General features: G+C 64.9%; 16 protein-coding genes. 1 reads left to right on the forward strand and 15 read right to left on the reverse strand.

Annotation, left to right across the window (positions count from 1 at the left end; all coding sequences use genetic code 11):
* Positions 1-32: 32 nt before the first annotated feature.
* The 8 genes from ACW11F_RS08060 to ACW11F_RS08095 all read right to left on the reverse strand — a co-directional run bounded on the left by ACW11F_RS08060 (position 33) and on the right by ACW11F_RS08095 (position 7150).
* Complete coding sequence (locus ACW11F_RS08060) at positions 33-1226, reverse strand: STY4528 family pathogenicity island replication protein (protein ID WP_151609306.1); 1194 nt, start codon at positions 1224-1226, stop codon at positions 33-35.
* 3 nt (positions 1227-1229) lie between these two features.
* The gene (locus tag ACW11F_RS08065) at positions 1230-1790 is read right to left on the reverse strand and encodes a DUF2857 domain-containing protein (RefSeq protein ID WP_003141063.1); all 561 of its coding nucleotides are present in this window, start codon (positions 1788-1790) and stop codon (positions 1230-1232) included.
* 17 nt (positions 1791-1807) lie between these two features.
* A complete protein-coding gene (locus ACW11F_RS08070) occupies positions 1808-3466 on the reverse strand; it encodes a ParB family protein (RefSeq protein WP_456996354.1) in 1659 nt (552 codons plus the stop codon).
* A complete protein-coding gene (locus ACW11F_RS08075) occupies positions 3459-3695 on the reverse strand; it encodes a type II toxin-antitoxin system HicA family toxin (protein ID WP_013982111.1) in 237 nt (78 codons plus the stop codon). The genes ACW11F_RS08070 and ACW11F_RS08075 overlap by 8 nt, the downstream gene beginning before the upstream one ends.
* On the reverse strand, positions 3679-4545 hold the full coding sequence (locus tag ACW11F_RS08080) for a ParA family protein (RefSeq protein ID WP_151610059.1): 867 nt from the start codon (positions 4543-4545) through the stop codon (positions 3679-3681). The genes ACW11F_RS08075 and ACW11F_RS08080 overlap by 17 nt, the downstream gene beginning before the upstream one ends.
* A 40-nt stretch (positions 4546-4585) precedes the next feature.
* Complete coding sequence (locus ACW11F_RS08085; protein ID WP_004255100.1) at positions 4586-4804, reverse strand: AlpA family transcriptional regulator; 219 nt, start codon at positions 4802-4804, stop codon at positions 4586-4588.
* A 124-nt stretch (positions 4805-4928) separates the two neighbouring features.
* Positions 4929-5729 (reverse strand): ATP-binding protein, encoded by an 801-nt coding sequence (locus ACW11F_RS08090; protein WP_446678075.1) that lies wholly within the window; start codon positions 5727-5729, stop codon positions 4929-4931.
* Between the two features lie 509 nt (positions 5730-6238).
* A complete protein-coding gene (locus ACW11F_RS08095; protein WP_013721842.1) occupies positions 6239-7150 on the reverse strand; it encodes a LysR family transcriptional regulator in 912 nt (303 codons plus the stop codon).
* A 467-nt stretch (positions 7151-7617) separates the two neighbouring features.
* Between ACW11F_RS08095 and ACW11F_RS08100 the strand changes: the two genes are divergently transcribed.
* Positions 7618-8052 carry a LysR substrate-binding domain-containing protein gene (locus tag ACW11F_RS08100; protein WP_456996355.1) on the forward strand — a complete coding sequence of 145 codons (435 nt, stop codon included), beginning with the start codon at positions 7618-7620 and terminating at the stop codon, positions 8050-8052.
* A gap of 111 nt (positions 8053-8163) precedes the next feature.
* On the opposite strand, the gene ACW11F_RS08105 is transcribed toward ACW11F_RS08100, so the two are convergent.
* Genes ACW11F_RS08105 through ACW11F_RS08135 form a run of 7 tightly spaced genes read right to left on the reverse strand, consistent with a single transcriptional unit; the run spans position 8164 to position 15042 of the window.
* Positions 8164-8625 (reverse strand): cytochrome c, encoded by a 462-nt coding sequence (locus ACW11F_RS08105; RefSeq protein WP_023443928.1) that lies wholly within the window; start codon positions 8623-8625, stop codon positions 8164-8166.
* Positions 8626-8685: 60 nt separating this feature from the next.
* Positions 8686-9885, reverse strand: a complete 1200-nt coding sequence (locus ACW11F_RS08110) for a lipid A deacylase LpxR family protein (RefSeq protein ID WP_151609303.1) — start codon at positions 9883-9885, stop codon at positions 8686-8688.
* On the reverse strand, positions 9882-10748 hold the full coding sequence (locus tag ACW11F_RS08115; protein ID WP_151609302.1) for an LOG family protein: 867 nt from the start codon (positions 10746-10748) through the stop codon (positions 9882-9884). The genes ACW11F_RS08110 and ACW11F_RS08115 overlap by 4 nt, the downstream gene beginning before the upstream one ends.
* The gene (locus ACW11F_RS08120) at positions 10748-12157 is read right to left on the reverse strand and encodes an MBL fold metallo-hydrolase RNA specificity domain-containing protein (protein ID WP_151609301.1); all 1410 of its coding nucleotides are present in this window, start codon (positions 12155-12157) and stop codon (positions 10748-10750) included. The genes ACW11F_RS08115 and ACW11F_RS08120 overlap by 1 nt, the downstream gene beginning before the upstream one ends.
* Positions 12158-12164: 7 nt before the next feature.
* Positions 12165-12368 carry a YgaP family membrane protein gene (locus ACW11F_RS08125; protein ID WP_456996356.1) on the reverse strand — a complete coding sequence of 68 codons (204 nt, stop codon included), beginning with the start codon at positions 12366-12368 and terminating at the stop codon, positions 12165-12167.
* A gap of 20 nt (positions 12369-12388) precedes the next feature.
* Complete coding sequence (locus tag ACW11F_RS08130) at positions 12389-13927, reverse strand: efflux transporter outer membrane subunit (RefSeq protein WP_456996357.1); 1539 nt, start codon at positions 13925-13927, stop codon at positions 12389-12391.
* A complete protein-coding gene (locus tag ACW11F_RS08135; protein ID WP_099589929.1) occupies positions 13924-15042 on the reverse strand; it encodes an ABC transporter permease in 1119 nt (372 codons plus the stop codon). Before ACW11F_RS08135 ends, ACW11F_RS08130 begins: the two co-directional genes overlap by 4 nt.
* Positions 15043-15046 lie beyond the last annotated feature (4 nt).

Consider the following 15046-nt stretch of genomic DNA (forward strand, 5'->3'; position numbering starts at 1 on the left):
CTGTTCCAGCTATCCCCTGGGGATAGTCAACATCAGCGATCACGCAAGGCTTCTCGGAGCTGAGCCAGGTAGGCTCGTGCGACCTCGGGGTCAGCCGCACGGGATGCCGGCGGTGACGAGGGCGCAGGTGACGGGGGCGCTGGCGGTGCCGATGCACTTTCTCCGGCCCAGGCCTTGAACTCCCCGCGGATCGCCTTCTGGATGATGCCAAACAGGTAGCCGGCCGGGTTGCGTACCGCGCTGTTGTGGCAGCGTGCCGCCCACTCGTCGAGAACGGCCTGCCTCTGCGCCTCGTCCACCTGCTGCAGCGCCACCAGCGCGCCGGCCTGCTGCTCGTCCTTCAAGCGCAGGAAACGCTCGGGTAGCCGCAGGTTCTGCAAGGCCCTCGCGCGCGGTACTGTACGTACTTCATTTATACGATCATTACGTACTGTACGGTCCTCCTTCGGAATCCGAAGAGAGCCGTCCGGCGCGGGTTTCGGTCCTGCTTCGGATTCCGAAGACGGGCGCGCAGCATTCCGAAGAAGGGCTTCCTGGCCTTCTTCGGATTCGTGGTCCGCACCCTCCTGTGGATAACCTGGCGTCGTCCAGCCATGCAGCGCCATGCGCTGCGCCAGCACCTGCAAGCGGGTCGGCAATGTGCGGCCGCTGAGCAGCGGGTCTTCGGCAATCTCCTTGAGCGTGTTCATGCCCACGATCTGTACCGCCTTGGCGGCATGGGTCAGCGCCTGGCTGACCAGGCCGAGGTAGTCGGCATCGAGCTGCATCGCCTCGAAGGGCGACAGCGGTTCGTCGTGCAGCACGTAGAGGTTGCCTTGGATGCGGCCGGTCTTCGGGTCGCGCCGCCGCCGCGCCAGGCTGAGCCAGCGCGTCAGTCGCAGCAGCGTCAAGGCGCGCGCCACGGTCTCGTGCGAGGCTTGCGCCGCACAGGGCATGGACGCCAGATAGGGGCGGAGCTGGTCGTAGGTGGGAAAGGCGGTCACGCCGTCGTCGTTGAGCTGCAGGCGGAACACCTGCCAGGCGTTGCGTTCCAGCGGGGTCAGGCGCCGGTCGAGGAACAGTCGGCGCGGCACGCTCTCATGGCGGTTGCCGCTGTAGAGAAAGCCGTCCTGGCTCGGCGCCGTGCCCTGCGCCGGTTCCTTCGGCTCAAGGTGCCGCAGCGCCTCGTCGAACAACGCCGACAGCGCAACCGGACCTTCGCGCCGTGGTGCGCCACCCGTGGTCATGGCCTACACCAGCCCCTGGTCGATCCAGTTGCGTATCGCCGCCCACACCACCGACATCGGCAGGCTCAGCGCCTCGGCCAGATCCATGGTCAGCGCCAGCATCGCCATGTCGTCGGTCAGGGCGATATGGCGCTCGGAGACGCCGGCCTTCCAGCGCTCCCACAAGGCCACGTCCTGCGCCTCGTCGAGCACCGGATGCCGGCCCTTGCGCTTGGGCAGCCCGAGGATGTCGCGGCGCAGCGCCACTTCCTGATGCGTGAGGCCGTAGAACTTGCTGACCATCTCCGTGCTCGCCCCCAGGCGCAGCATGCGGTCCACCGTGGCGATCTCCCGCTCCACGTCGTGCACCTGGCTCAGCAGCCGCTTCAACACTTCCCGGTTCACCGACACCGAACACCACGACACCGTGGCATTCACCAGCATGCTCACGAGTTCGGGGTGCTTCAGCGCATCCAGCTCCTCCTCGCCGAAGCCCATGGCCTTGCAGCGGCGCAACTGGCCGTTGCGCAGGTCATGCAGGGCCTGGGCGATCACGGCCTGGTTGAGTGGGTGCGGTGCCGACATGCGGGAGCCTCCTGCGCTCAGGAATCCTGGCTCGCTACGCCGGCTTCCAGATCCAGCAGCCGGCGCGCCAGGCGCAGCAGACGGAACAGCTTCACCAGCGCAGCATCGCTCAGGCGTGTGGCCGAGCCGCCGTGGCCATGCAGCAGCGCCGCCAGCTCGTCGGCCAGCCGCGCGCGGTCCAATCCGTTCGCGGAGGGCGGAGCCGCACTCAGCACATGCAGCAGGGTCAGCACCGCCCGCGCGAACGTCGGCAGCGCCTTCGCCTGGCCCACAACCGGCGCCGCGCAGACGAAGCCGATGCCGCCGACGCTGGCCTCAATGTGGTCGGCGACCGCCGCTTCCTCGCCGATCTCGCGCGCGAACTGCGCGATGTGCCCGCGCAGGCGATCCGGCACGTCCAGCCCCGGCTCGACGTACCAGACGTCCGAGATGGGATAGAGCCCGCCGACCTGCACGGGGATCGCACGCAGCGCATCGGCCTCGAAGTCGGGCAGCTTGTCGCCGAGCTGGTCCGCGACCATCCGCTGGATGGACTGCAGGCGCTCGGTGGTCGGTGCCGGTGTCACGATGTGCCCTTGCAGGCGCTCGTCGCGTTGCCCGTGCTGGTCCTCCGGCGCTTCGAGCGGTGCAGGCGGTGTCGCTGCTGGCGCCGAAGGCGCGACCGGCGTGGTGTCGCGCGGCACGGACGAGGCGGGTGGCTGCTGAGGCGCGGAGACCGGCGGGGGAGGACCAGCAGGCACGACAGGCGCTGCCGGTGGCGTCGGTGCCGCCGGTTCGCTGGTCAGCGCACGCTGGCGGCTTTCGCTGTCGTTGATCTCCAGCGCCAGCGTGTCGTAGTCCGCCTCCAGCAGCTCGGCCATCTGGCCGACCAGCTCGTCCTGCACCCGCTGCGGCGAGAAGTCGTCCGGCTGTGTGTCGAACTGCGTCAGCACGTCCTGAAACAAGGTGGCGAAGTCCACAGTCACGGTGCGGCCCAGCGCACGCCGCTCCCAGGTGCGCTCGCACGCCTTGCGCAGCACCGCGAGCCGGTCCACCTGATGCCGGCCCAATCCGCCGTACAACAGCGTCGGGATCGCCGGCAGTAGATAGCGCACCGCATCGTTCATGCGGCTGATGTGTGACTGCGGCACCGGATAGCCGTCGGCAGTCAGTCGCCGCGCGAGTTCGCTCTGCGACAGCGCCTGGCCGCTTTCCTGCTCGTAGAACTCGCGCGCCTTCTCGATGCCCAAGGCCCGCTCGATGAAGGTCAGCCCGCCGCGCAGCTCGCTCTCGGCCAGATGCCCGGTCAGCGCCACGATTTCGCCGCGCGCCGGCCACGGGCGGAACAGGCACGCAATGCGGAAGAAGCGCTCCTCCTTGGTCTCGCTCCACAACTCGCGCAGGATCGCCAGCCGCGTGTTGCCGCCGTTGCGAATGATGTAGTGCGCCTCGCCCGGCCTGCGCGTGATCGCGGGGGGCGCGTCCAGCCCGCGTTCGCGGATGGACGCCTTGATCTCCGCATAGGCCGGGTTGCGCGTCACGCGCGGGTCGTGGTCGTAGGGCCGCAACTGGTCCAGCGTCACCACCATCGGCGTGTCGGCGATGGGGTCGCTCAAGGTCGCGGCCGAAGGGCCGCTGCGCTCGAAGCCGGTGGCCAGCAGCTTGGCAGCCATGTCCTGCGGCGTCAGCTCAGCCACGGCCGTTCTCCTGCGCCTGCCGGTCGGCGCGGCGAAGTTGCGCGCGGGCATTGCGGTCGGCACGGTGGTCGCTCGCAGTCGAACTGGTGTAGATCGACGCGCAGCCTGGTTTCGTGAATTTCAGGTGCCCGCCGGACGTGCGCACCACGCGCCAGCCTTCGCCCAGCGCGAACTCGATCAGCGCGCGCAGCCGTTCACGGCCGCGCGCCAGTTCATGTGCGCTCGCCATGGCTGGCCCCTCCCGCATCGGCCCGGCCGGTGACCAGCGCGAAGCGCCCCCGCCACGCGGGGAACAGCTCGCCGGCCAGCGTGCGCATGGTGTCCAGCGCCGCGGGCGCCGTGCGCCCAGCTGGCCGCCGGTACTCCACCCGATGCACCGGCAATCCTCGTGTTGCAGCGCGTGGATAGGCTTCGATGGCCGGCACGTCGGTGTCCAGCACCTGCATGCCGGCCTGTTCCTGGAACACCTGTCGCAGCGCCTGCTGGACCAGCCGCGCGTTCGACGACACCGGATGCACACGGTTGATGAGCAGGCGCAGCGGCGGCGGCTCGATGCCCAGGTGGCGATACGGCGCGATGTCCTCGATCAGTTGCAGTGTGCCGCGGCGCAGTTCGCGCGCGGCCAGAATCTCCGGCGTCACCGGTGACAGCGCCAGGTCGGACGCCAGCACCGCCATCTCCAGCAGCACGCTGCGCGCGCCCTGCGTGTCGATCAACAGCAAGTCATAGTGCGTGCGGAAGACGGGAAGCAGATGGCGCAGTCGCAGGCGCCCATCCGGAGCGTGCAGCAGCAGCGTGTTCAGTTCGCCGCGGTCGTCGTTGGAGAGCACCAGGTCCAGGCCCGCGATCGCGGTGCGCGACACCAGTTGCTCGATGCGCCGCTCGTTGAAGGCCAGCATCTCGTAGATGCCGCCGGGCGCGCGCACGTCCAGCGTGAAGTAGCTCGACAGCGTGGGCTGCACGTCCAGATCCAGCAGCAGCACGCGCAGCCCGGCATCGGCGATGAAGCCGCCCAGGTTGGCCGCCGTCGTGGTCTTGCCCACGCCGCCCTTGGTCGAAATGATGGACACCACCTGCATGAGCTTCTCCTCGTCGAATGGCATGAACCGAGAAGAAGCGTCAGGCGCGTTCTTTGAGGCGATCGGCGATCCACTGTTCGATCTCCACCGAGTCCCAGCCCACCGCGCGCACGCCCAGGCGCAGCGCCTTGGGGAACTTGCCTTCCTTCATCAGGCTGTAGATGTGCGCGCGCTTGAAGCCGGTCTTGGCTTCGACCTCGGCGCGGCGCAGGATGCGGTGCTCGGGCGGCAAGGCCGGCGCGATGGTCTGCGAAGACATGAGAGGCACTCCTTGACGCTCGATGGCGTTGTTCAGAAAGTGCCTCGCATTCCATATGCTGCTGCTGCGAGATTCACTGCAACTGCAGAACACGCAACTGCAATTGCAGTCTGCTGTTACAGGCTCAGCGCGATGCCTCCAGGTGGCGACGCGCCTGTGCCAGCTTGCTCCACAGCGTTCGCTCGCTGATGCCGGGCCGCCCTTCATGGTGGGCCAGTAGCGCACTGATCACCGCATCCATGTTGCGGAAGGACGAGTAGGCAGAGCCCGCGGGGGACTTGCCCAACAGCAATGTCAGCAGGCCGCCAATGATGTTCAGGTAAGTCGATTCGCTGCGCAGGCCCGGTTCACTCGCATCGCCCTCACGAATGCTACTGGCATGCTCCTTCGCCAACGCTTCGTGCTGTGCCTTCAGCGCCGCATGTAGTTGTGCGAGTTCGGCAAGCTGCAGCTTGGCGGCCTCGCGATCGGCCAGCAACACGTTCAGCATGGCGACGCTCACCGAAGGATGCAGTTCGCGCTCGATGCCGTCGAACAGGAATGGAGGCCGCTCACCGGGGTAGTAATGCGACATCCACGCCTTCAGGTCGACGTGGCGCACGATCAACGCAGGATCGTCGAGTGCGGGGCGCTGAGGTTCCTGCGCCATGCCTGCCTTGCCGTAAGAAAGCTCATCGTGTGCCAATGCGTCGAAGATGCGCTCGGAGAAAAGGCGCAGCAAGGGCCAGCGCGGAAAGTCGTTCGGCTCAGGCATGGCACGTGGCCCGAGCGTTTCCAGAATCCGCGGCTCAAAGCGCAACAGTCCCGCCCAACGGACGGCCGCCTCGATCGGGCGGTAGTAGATCCTGGCGCCAAAGGCAAGGCAACTCGATTTCTCCATGTCGCGTGCGTCCCATCGTCGGATCGAACTCTGGCAGACGCGCACCGCCCAAGTGGGCGAGGCGATTGCCCAGAAATCCGGATGAAGCGCAGGACCGGCCGGGATCGTGGAAGGAAGCGTTGCATCGGCGCTGACGGCCGGCTAAGGGCGAACTCCATCTTGCTACGCTTGAAACTCCTCAACCATGATGCGGGCGCTTTGCCTTTGGACCGGCACGCGGCTTGGTGGTCGCGCTCCCCTGGAGTCAAGCATGGGTGCCGCGCTTTACCCGAAACCTGGCCAAAGTTTTCCGTAGGAATTCCAACGGCGTAAAGTGCCAATACGTCAACAGGATGAGCCGGTTTGCAACCAGCAAAAGCTCATGCGTTCCGCGTCAGTGAAATGACCGCGGCGGCGAGCCCGCAGGCGAGTGCCGGAGTACGGAAGGGCGCAGCAATTGCGTCGAAACTGGAATTAGTACAGCGCATGAGCCATGCGGATCGGGTCAGCCGCAAGACCAAAGATGAATCGCGCAATCCGAGAAAACTAGCCGCGCACCTTTCGATAGATCTGCGTCAGATCGCGCGTGATGTGCTTGCGTCCTGATGACATACACGTTCGGCGCGTTCGATGAACCGCTGCAACGGCTCCGTCATGCCACCCTCGGTTCGTAGCAGATAGGTGGTTATCGATGCGCTCTGACCGGCCAACGGGCGGACAACAACATCCGCCGGCTGGCAAGTTGCCAAGTGCGCGGCAGTGGAAAAACTTAGCCCGTACCCTGCGGCCACCAACGTCAGCATCAGCCCGTGAGAAGCGGCATACTCAGCCACGATCGGTTGGACATCGACAGAGCGGAACAGTCGTTCGCTCTGCCGACCGCAACCTTGGCATGCCCGTGGATCACAAAGTACCAGCGGATAGCTCACCACTTCCTGCAACGGCACTTCCTTGAAGGCTACAAGCGGGTGCCGTGCGGGCAGGATCACTACCAAGGGGTCGGCCCACAGCGGCTCAGCAATGATCCCGTCCTCCACTTCATTGACCATTGCAAAGCCGGCGTCGAACAGATTTGCGTTCAGCCCCTGCACGAGTTCGGTCAGCGGTACTTCGGAGAGCCGGATGTTTACCTGCGGCGACTCTTCGCGGCACAGTGCAAGCAGTGCTGATAGCCTCGCCCGTCCTATGTCTCTCGACAGCGCGATTCGCAAAATGCCCTGAGAACCGGAGGCAGCAGCCTTCGCGCTGGCCACTGCCTGCTCAACGCTCAACATGATGCGGCGGGCGTCGTCGAGGAAGACTCGCCCTGCCCAAGTCAGGGTTGCGCCCCGCGGCGTGCGACTGAGCAACGTCACGCCTAGAGTTGTCTCCAACTTGCGGATCGTGCGTGATAGGGGAGATTGTTCTATATGCAGCCGCCTAGCGGCTCGACCGAAGTGCAGTTCCTCGGCTACAGCAATGAAACAGCGAAGATGACGTAAGTTCATGCGCAGTCCCTCGTGACGTGACCAGTCCTTATGATCGTAGGGAGCCGCATGCGTGCGGAGAAGAGGCCGGCATGTCTTGCAGCGGCTGCCGTCGCCGGCTCACAGCACGCGGGCAATGGTGTCCGGAGTTATTGCAACGCTGCTTGAACGCGGGCGGCGGTCATGGCGGATGGCTAGCTAGAGCACTCGCGCCAGCGCGCCTCGGCTATCTTCTGTGGCCGCAGCGACCCGAGGAAGACAGTCGCGGCGTCTTACGTCACTCCCCGAGGGCGAGCGATTTGGTCTGTCGACACGGGCGGCGGCGCAGCGTCTGAAGTTCGCGCCAGCGGGCATCGCGCCGGATGAACTGTCGATGGGCATGTTCGGCGAATTCGAGATCGCCACCTGTAACCGCGCTGCTGAAGCACTGCGGCCGGAGCAGTCGCAGCAAGCGGTTGACGCGGGCGGACAAGCAATTCCTGTAACATGTGCCGCGCCTCTTCACTGCCTTGCAGCAAGCCCGCGACAGCGTGAGGGGAGCGGCCAGCGGCTTTCACGGTCAGCAACGCATTACGCTGTCCGATGGCATCACCCCGTCGCGCTTGCCGACCTTGCTGGCGTTAAGCTGGCAGGAGGAGCCCGACGTCGAGTTGCGCCTGTTCGAGGTGTCACTGTCGCAGCAAATCAAGGGGCTGCATGGCGATCTGTATGACCTAGGGCCCAGTCTGGTGAAGTGGGTGACCACATCGTGGCTAAGGCGCTTTGGAGCGCCCCCCCTCATGGTCGCGGCGCCGGCATGGCATCCGCTGCTCAAGCACAAACGTATCTCACTGGACGAGGTGCTGCGTTATCCGCTGGTGCTGGTGACCCACATGCATACGGGAGTCATGAACGTCAGATCCAACGAGTGCTGCCGCGGGTGAAGCAGGAACCCGTGATCGCTGCACGGGTGGCTTCCTGGGAACCTGAAACGCGTCGAGGTATATTGATTGGACAGAAGCTAGTCTTCCGTCAACAGGTGTAGCCATCCCTTGCTAGCGGCTTCCATAGAACTTTTCCACGAACGAGCGACGGTAACTCTGGTGGCAGGCTAGGCAGCTTTGCTGGGTCTTGGAGAAAGCCGCGATGACTGCTTGGCCGTCATTCCGCTGTGCAGCCTCGCCCATGGCGGTCGCGGCGTCATGGACCTGTCCATCAAGACCCCGAAACTTTCCAGCGTCTGCCCCAAGCCAAGCAAGGATGCGCATCTTTTCCGACATGGGCGGCTCGGCATGCTTGGCGATTCGTGGTGCTAGCTCGGCGACCAGCGGCCAGTCTTCTTTGGAGATCGCGCCCGTGACGGCTTGCATGTCGCGACCGAGTCTTTCCATTATGGTACGAAGCGCCATTGGCTTTGCCGCCTCTACGGACTGCGCACCGAGTGCCGTGGCGAAGGTTGCCAAGAGCACGGACAGCGGGACGGTGAAAAACGATCTGGGTTTCAAGGGCTGGTTCACGAATTTCTCCATTGATGTTGTGACGAATGCTTTGGGTCTAACGATTGGTTGCAGGTGTCCTCAAAATTCCAGACTCAGCGCGATCGATCCGAATGCGTGATGGCCCGCCTGCTGGTCGAACTCGCGGGTTCTCCAAACGCGCATCACGGCGAGCCGTACGCCACGTCCAGCAACGATCCATTGGCTACTGATGCCGAGAGCTGCTTGCGCGATCCAAGGCCGCCGGCTGACGTGATGGCTATGCCGGAACATGTTTCCGTCGAGTGAGAAGTCCCAGGCGACGGCTTTACCCTCCAGATTCAGGAAGACATGTGCCCCAGGTTTGGGCGCCAGGACCGACTGCGGCGTTGTCGTGCGCAGATCGGCAACACCAGAGGGCGGGCGGTTCTCTGCGCCAGGGCGGATCGGATAGCTGCCGAAGTCGTTCGGTATGTTCCAGCCCGCGCGAAACTCCACGCCGGTACTGGCGGCGGTTTCGATGTTTCCGACCCGCAGGGCATAGCTGCCGATCACGTCGCTGCCCCATCCAGGGCGGACCGCACCCTCCGTGTACGGCTTGAACTTGCGCTCCATGGCCATCTGAAACGCCGGCTCGTTGCGCAACTGGTTGTCCCAGCCGCGAAATCGCTCAATGCCGCGTGTCCGATGCACCAGATCCTGAGATTGCTCGGCCAGCGACCAGGGGCCGATCACGCCCAGGGTCAGCTCACGCACGTCAAGCATTTCGTAGCTGGCGGCTTGTGGGTGGATGCGGCGATTCCACGCCAAACCCAGGTAGAGCAAACCAGCGTACGGTCGGTCATCTGGAATCACGTCGGTGCGCGTCTTGTTCTCGGGCGTGTACATGGACTGGCCAAAGCGCACGACGAGGTTTTGCGACGATGTCTGGGCGCCGGAATCGCGCCAGAACCCGGGATCAGCCCAGCCGATGAAGCGGGCGTACAAACCAATCGGCTGTGGCAGGCACTCGGGACGGAGCTCGCCTTGCAGATCACGTGAGACTGCTGTTAGCGCGACACCGTTGGTGTAGTTGCGGTCGGAGCCGGTGAATAGATCGTTCTCCAGGCGCAGGGTGCCACCCCGCCAGCGCAGGGAGTGCTCTGGCGAGCAGGAGGGAGGATCTGCAGAGAGCGAGAAGTCGGAACCGAAAGCAGAAATCGGGCTGAACAATGCACAGGCAATCAACAAGGTGGCGAACTGCATCGACTGCTGCACCTTGGTGCCGCGCAGGCTCCGGCAATACCCGTCGATGCCGATCATGTCGCCCCATCGCCTGCTGCCCTGTTGACGTAAAAGCGTTCGAGGGCACTAACGATTTCCTCGGCTTCGTCTACGCAGGTGAACAAGTCGAGATCGGATGGAGAGATATAGCCTTCGTCGAGCAGAAGATCGAAATCAACTACGCGACGCCAGAATGCACGGCCGACCAGCACCACCGGAATCCGCTGCATCTTTCCGGACTGGATCAAGGTGAGCACCTCGAACAGCTCATCAAGCGTTCCATAGCCACCGGGGAAGGCCACCAAGCCCTTGGCGTGCAACAAGAAGTGCATCTTGCGCAGGGCGAAATAGTGGAATCGGAACGCCAAATCCGGGCACATGTAGGGGTTGGGTGCCTGTTCGTGGGGCAGCGTGATGTTGAGGCCAATCGAACGTGCGCCGACCTCGAAAGCACCGCGGTTGGCGGCCTCCATGATGCCGGGCCCACCCCCGGTGACGACGACGAAATCACGGCGGTTTTGCTGCTGGAAACGCGCCGAAATAAGGCCCGAGAAACGCCTCGCTTGCTCGTAGTGACGTGCCTGTTCGACCCGGCGATTGGCCCGCGCAAGCTCTTGCCGCAGCCCGACATCCTCCGGAGTGACGAGCGCCTGACGCTCCAGAACGCCAAGACGGGCTTCTGCCGTCTCGGCATCGCTCACGCGTGCGCTGCCGAAGACCACTACCGTCGAGCGAATGCCTTGCTCGTGCAGGATGCGCTCGGGCTTGAGCAGTTCGAGCTGTAGTCGCAGCGGCCGCAGTTCGTCCTGGCCAAGCAGCTCGATGTCTTCGTACGCAAGCCGGTACGTTGGCGACTCGCGGATGGCGCGCAGGCGTTCATCGAGATCTTCTGCGGGCTTCATCACTCGTGCGCCAGAAAGTCCGGCCAGCGCAGCGCATGGCCATACTCGGGCACCGTGACCTGCCAGCCGAGTTGCTGCTGCAAGAGGTCAGCGAAGGTTTGCGCGGCCGACGATTCCCCATGCACCACGAAGGTTTGCGCCGGTGCTTGAATGAAAGCACGGGCCCAATCCAGCAGCGCCTTCTGGTCGGCATGCGCCGAGAGGCCGTCCACGCTGTGGATCGCCGCATGTACCGGGATGTCCTCACCGAAGATGCGTACACGTTCGGCCCCCTCGATCAGGCGCCGGCCAAGCGTCCCCTGCGCCTGGAAACCGGGAAACAAGATGCTGCATTCGCGGCGTGGCAAGTTGTGGCGCAGGTGGTGCCGGATACGTCCCGCATCGCACATGCCGCTGGCAGAAATAATGATGGCCCCGGAGCGAATCCGGTTCAGCGCCATGGACTCCTCAGCGCTCGCTGTGAAATCCAGGTACGGGAGGTTCTCGCCGCGCGCGTGCCATCCGGCCAACCGCTTCGCCTGTTCGTCGAACAATTCGAGATGTTCACGCGTGATGCGTGTGGCCTCGGTGGCCATCGGCGAATCGACAAACACCATTGGACGCTGCAGACGCCCTTCGCAGGTGAGACGATGTAGGTGGTAGAGCACCTCCTGGGTTCGGCCGACCGCAAAGGCCGGAACGATGACATTGCCGCCGCGCTCGAACAGGGTTTTCTCGACGATGCCGATCATGTCCGCTTCGGTCGCCGAAAAATCCTTGTGCCGGCGGTCACCGTAGGTGGACTCGATGACGAGGATGTCGGCTTCCTCAATGGGTGTCGGGTCGCGCAGGATGGGGCGTCCCGGCTGACCCAGATCGCCGCTGAACACGATCTTCGTGGGGTAACCGTACTCGGTAATCCAAACTTCCACGATGGCCGAACCAAGGATGTGTCCGGCATCACGAAAGCGGGCGCGCACCCCGACGCGGGGTGCGAACTCCCGGTCGTATTCGATACCTCGTACTTGCTGCAGGCATTCGTGTGCATCCTGTAGGGTATACAGGGGTGGCGGCACGGTCTTTTCTTTGAGCCGCTTGGCAACCCGCTTGGCATCGCTTTCCTGGATGTGAGCGCTATCGGGCAGCATCACCCCGAGCAGATCAACCGTCGCTGGCGTGGCGTAGATGGACCCCTTGAACCCGGCGCGCGTGAGTTTGGGCAATAGCCCGCTGTGGTCGATGTGGGCGTGGGTCAGCAGGACGAAGTCAATGGACGCCGGGTCGAACGCGAACGGCTCGTGGTTGCGTGCTGCTGCTATACGCCCACCTTGAACCATGCCGCAATCGACCAGGAAGCGGACATTAGCCGCTTCGACCAGAAAGCACGATCCGGTGACTTCTCGGGCTGCGCCCAAAAAACTGAGTTTCATAGGGCGTTCACTCGGGTTTTCGCATCGGGCAAGTGCTGAGGCCGAGCAGGCGATAGCCAGGACAGCGGCCTGCCAGGCCGGCGAGGAGTGGCATGATTCCAATGAGTCCCAGCCAACGCCAGGATGAGTCCAGCCACAATGGGAGACTGAGCAAAATCAGTCCGATGACGATGCGCACAATGCGGTCGAGATTTCCAACGTTGATTTGCATGACGGCCCCCTTGTGTTGAGTCAGCGGCTTGAAAACGCGACGGGGGCGGCAGCGCCCCGCAGCGGATGGGTTGCGGTCGATGCCGTCGTCGATACGTCCCAGCCGCCACCAAGGGCCTTGTACAGCGCCACCAATTGCACGGCGGCGTTGGTATGTGCCCGCGCGGCTGCGGTTTCGGCCTCGTGCAGGCTGCGCTGGGCGGCCAGCAGTTCGACCAGCGCGATGTCGCCCGCCGCGTAGCGCGCCTTGGCGTGGCCGTAGCTGGTGCGCGCGGCATCCAGTGCCATACCGCGGCGCTCCAGTGTGTCCAGCCCGCCGTGGTAGTCGCCAAGCGCGCGCTCGGCATCGCCCAGCGCCGCCAGCACGGCCTGCTCATAGGCCAGCGCGGCCTGTCGCTCGGCCGCCTCGCGTGCCCGAATTTCGGCTCGCACACGGCCACCGTCGAACAGGCGCCAGGAAATCAGCGGCAGGATGGAAAAACGCGAGCTGGATGCATCGAACCAATCGCTCGTACTGAGCGCTTGGAACCCGCCGCCGACACCGATGGAGAGTTTGGGGAACAACTCGGCCGTGGCCACGCCGATGTCGGCGGAACTCGCTGCCAGGCGACGTTCCGCAGCCAGCACGTCCGGGCGCCGACGCAGCATCTCTGCGCGCTCGCCCACCGGCAGCGCCCGCAGCGTGCTCGGCGTCAAGGGGCCATCCAGCAGTGCCAGCTCCCGCTCCGGCGGCGCGCCCAGCAGCACGCCCAGGCTGAGTATCGCGGCGCGCTGACGCGCCTGGATATCCGGGATGAGCGCGTTGACTGCTGTCCATTGGGCGTACGCCGCCTCCACGTCGGCGGCCGACGCGTCGCCCAGCGCATGCCGCAGGCGCACCAATTCCAAGGTCTGCTGCAGCGTATCCAGTGTGGCCTGTTGTGCGTGCAACTCGTAGCGGGCGCCGACGGCGGTGAACCAGGTGCGCGCGACCTCGGCCACGATGCGCATGCGTACGCCCTGCGCCTCGGCTTCGGTCGCCTGCAGGCGGGCGCTGGCGCCTTCCAGCGCCCGCCGCTTGGCCCCGAACAAGTCGGCCTCCCAGGCCGCGTCGAAGCCCGCGTCGTAGATGGTCTGCGTGGCGTCAAGGCCGGGGATCGAACCTACGGGCAGGGGTCCGTTCTCGCTTTGACGGCGCCGGTTGACGCTCGCGCCAGCGGCGGCGGTGGGCAATGCCTCGCCGGCCACACGATCGCGCAGGGCGCGTGCCTCATCGATGCGTGCCGCAGCCTGGCGCAGATCCAGGTTCTGTGCCAGCGCCGTGGCCATCAGGCGATCGAGGATGGGATCGTCCAGTGCAGACCACCATTGGCTCAAGTCTGCGGACTGGGATTCGCTTGCCAACGGCAAGCTCCAGCCGCTGCCGACGTCGACCGGCGGCGGCTCGCGGTAGTCGGGGCCCACGCTTGCGCAGGCAGTCAGCAGCACGCAGGACAGGGCCAGCGCGAGCGGACGCGCGCGCCCAGGGGTCAGGCCGGTGACGGTTGCGCGAAGAAAGGGAGTGCGGGGCTTGGATTTCATTGCAGGCGTCCTCGGACGAATACGGTGGCCATCGTCAGCGTGGCCAGGGCGATGACCGCCAGCGGCCACAGGCTGGCGAGAATGTCACCGGGCGGCATGGCCTTGAGAAAGCTGCCTTCGACGATGATGAGGAAGTGGGTCAGCGGAATGGCCTGAGCCAGCCATTGCAGGACGACAGGCATGTTTTCCACAGGCGTCGCAAAGCCTGACATCAGCACCGCCGGCACGCCGACGGCGAACGCCCCCAGGATGGCCTGCTGCTGCGTCATGCTGACCGCGGAAATCATCAGGCCGATGCCGACCACCGAGGCGATGAACAGCACCAGGCTGGCAAGCAGGAGTGCAAACGAGCCCGTAAACGGGATGCCGAACAGGAAGACGCCCGCGCTAATCATGAACAGGCCCAGCCCGGTGCCAATTGCGAGTGCCGGCAGCGACTTGGAGATGATGATCTCGGGCGTCGAGGTGGGCGACACCAGCAACTGGTCGAAGGTGCCCAGCTCGCGCTCGCGCGCGATCGACAACGAGGTGATCAAGAGCGAGCTGAACAGCGCCAGGATGCCCGTCAGCCCGGGCACGATGAACCAGCGGTAGACCAGATTCGGGTTGAACCAGTGGCGCACGACCACGGGCGTTGGTGCCTGGGCGTCGGGCACGACCTCGGCGCCGACATCGGCGGCGATGGTGGACAGATAGGCCACGGTGATCTGCCCGGAGTTGCTGCGCCGGCCATCGACCAGTACCTGCGCGCGGCCACTTTCGCCGGCAGCGATGGAGCGCGAGAAATCCACCGGGATGGCGAGCGCGGCGATCACCTCGCCACGGTCGATCAGCTCGTGCAGTTGCTGCTGGCTGTCGACATGCCGGATGTGGGTGATGAAGCGGGCGCTGTCCAGGCGCTGTACCAGCTCGTGCGACCAGCGCCCCGTATCCTGGTCGTAGACGGCGATATCGACGTTGCGCACTTCCAGCGTCGCGGCAAAGGCGAACACCAGCAACTGCAGGATCGGCGGCACGAACACCACCATGCGGCTGCGCGGGTCGCGCAGGACGCTGAGCACCTCCTTGATGAACTGGGCGCGCAGGCGGGTCAACGAGAATGCGGACGTCAACATCGCT

The sequence above is a fragment of the Luteimonas sp. e5 genome, from assembly GCF_054031035.1.

Excerpts from the sequence above, each read along its gene's own strand:
- ACW11F_RS08060 (WP_151609306.1), bottom strand. The coding sequence starts at position 1,226 with ATGACCACGGGTGGCGCACCACGGCGCGAAGGTCCGGTTGCGCTGTCG.
- ACW11F_RS08110 (WP_151609303.1), bottom strand. The coding sequence starts at position 9,885 with ATGATCGGCATCGACGGGTATTGCCGGAGCCTGCGCGGCACCAAGGTG.
- ACW11F_RS08065 (WP_003141063.1), bottom strand. The coding sequence starts at position 1,790 with ATGTCGGCACCGCACCCACTCAACCAGGCCGTGATCGCCCAGGCCCTG.
- ACW11F_RS08125 (WP_456996356.1), bottom strand. The coding sequence starts at position 12,368 with ATGCAAATCAACGTTGGAAATCTCGACCGCATTGTGCGCATCGTCATC.
- ACW11F_RS08095 (WP_013721842.1), bottom strand. The coding sequence starts at position 7,150 with ATGAACTTACGTCATCTTCGCTGTTTCATTGCTGTAGCCGAGGAACTG.
- ACW11F_RS08085 (WP_004255100.1), bottom strand. The coding sequence starts at position 4,804 with ATGTCTTCGCAGACCATCGCGCCGGCCTTGCCGCCCGAGCACCGCATC.
- ACW11F_RS08130 (WP_456996357.1), bottom strand. The coding sequence starts at position 13,927 with ATGAAATCCAAGCCCCGCACTCCCTTTCTTCGCGCAACCGTCACCGGC.
- ACW11F_RS08135 (WP_099589929.1), bottom strand. The coding sequence starts at position 15,042 with ATGTTGACGTCCGCATTCTCGTTGACCCGCCTGCGCGCCCAGTTCATC.
- ACW11F_RS08080 (WP_151610059.1), bottom strand. The coding sequence starts at position 4,545 with ATGCAGGTGGTGTCCATCATTTCGACCAAGGGCGGCGTGGGCAAGACC.
- ACW11F_RS08120 (WP_151609301.1), bottom strand. The coding sequence starts at position 12,157 with ATGAAACTCAGTTTTTTGGGCGCAGCCCGAGAAGTCACCGGATCGTGC.
- ACW11F_RS08115 (WP_151609302.1), bottom strand. The coding sequence starts at position 10,748 with ATGAAGCCCGCAGAAGATCTCGATGAACGCCTGCGCGCCATCCGCGAG.
- ACW11F_RS08075 (WP_013982111.1), bottom strand. The coding sequence starts at position 3,695 with ATGGCGAGCGCACATGAACTGGCGCGCGGCCGTGAACGGCTGCGCGCG.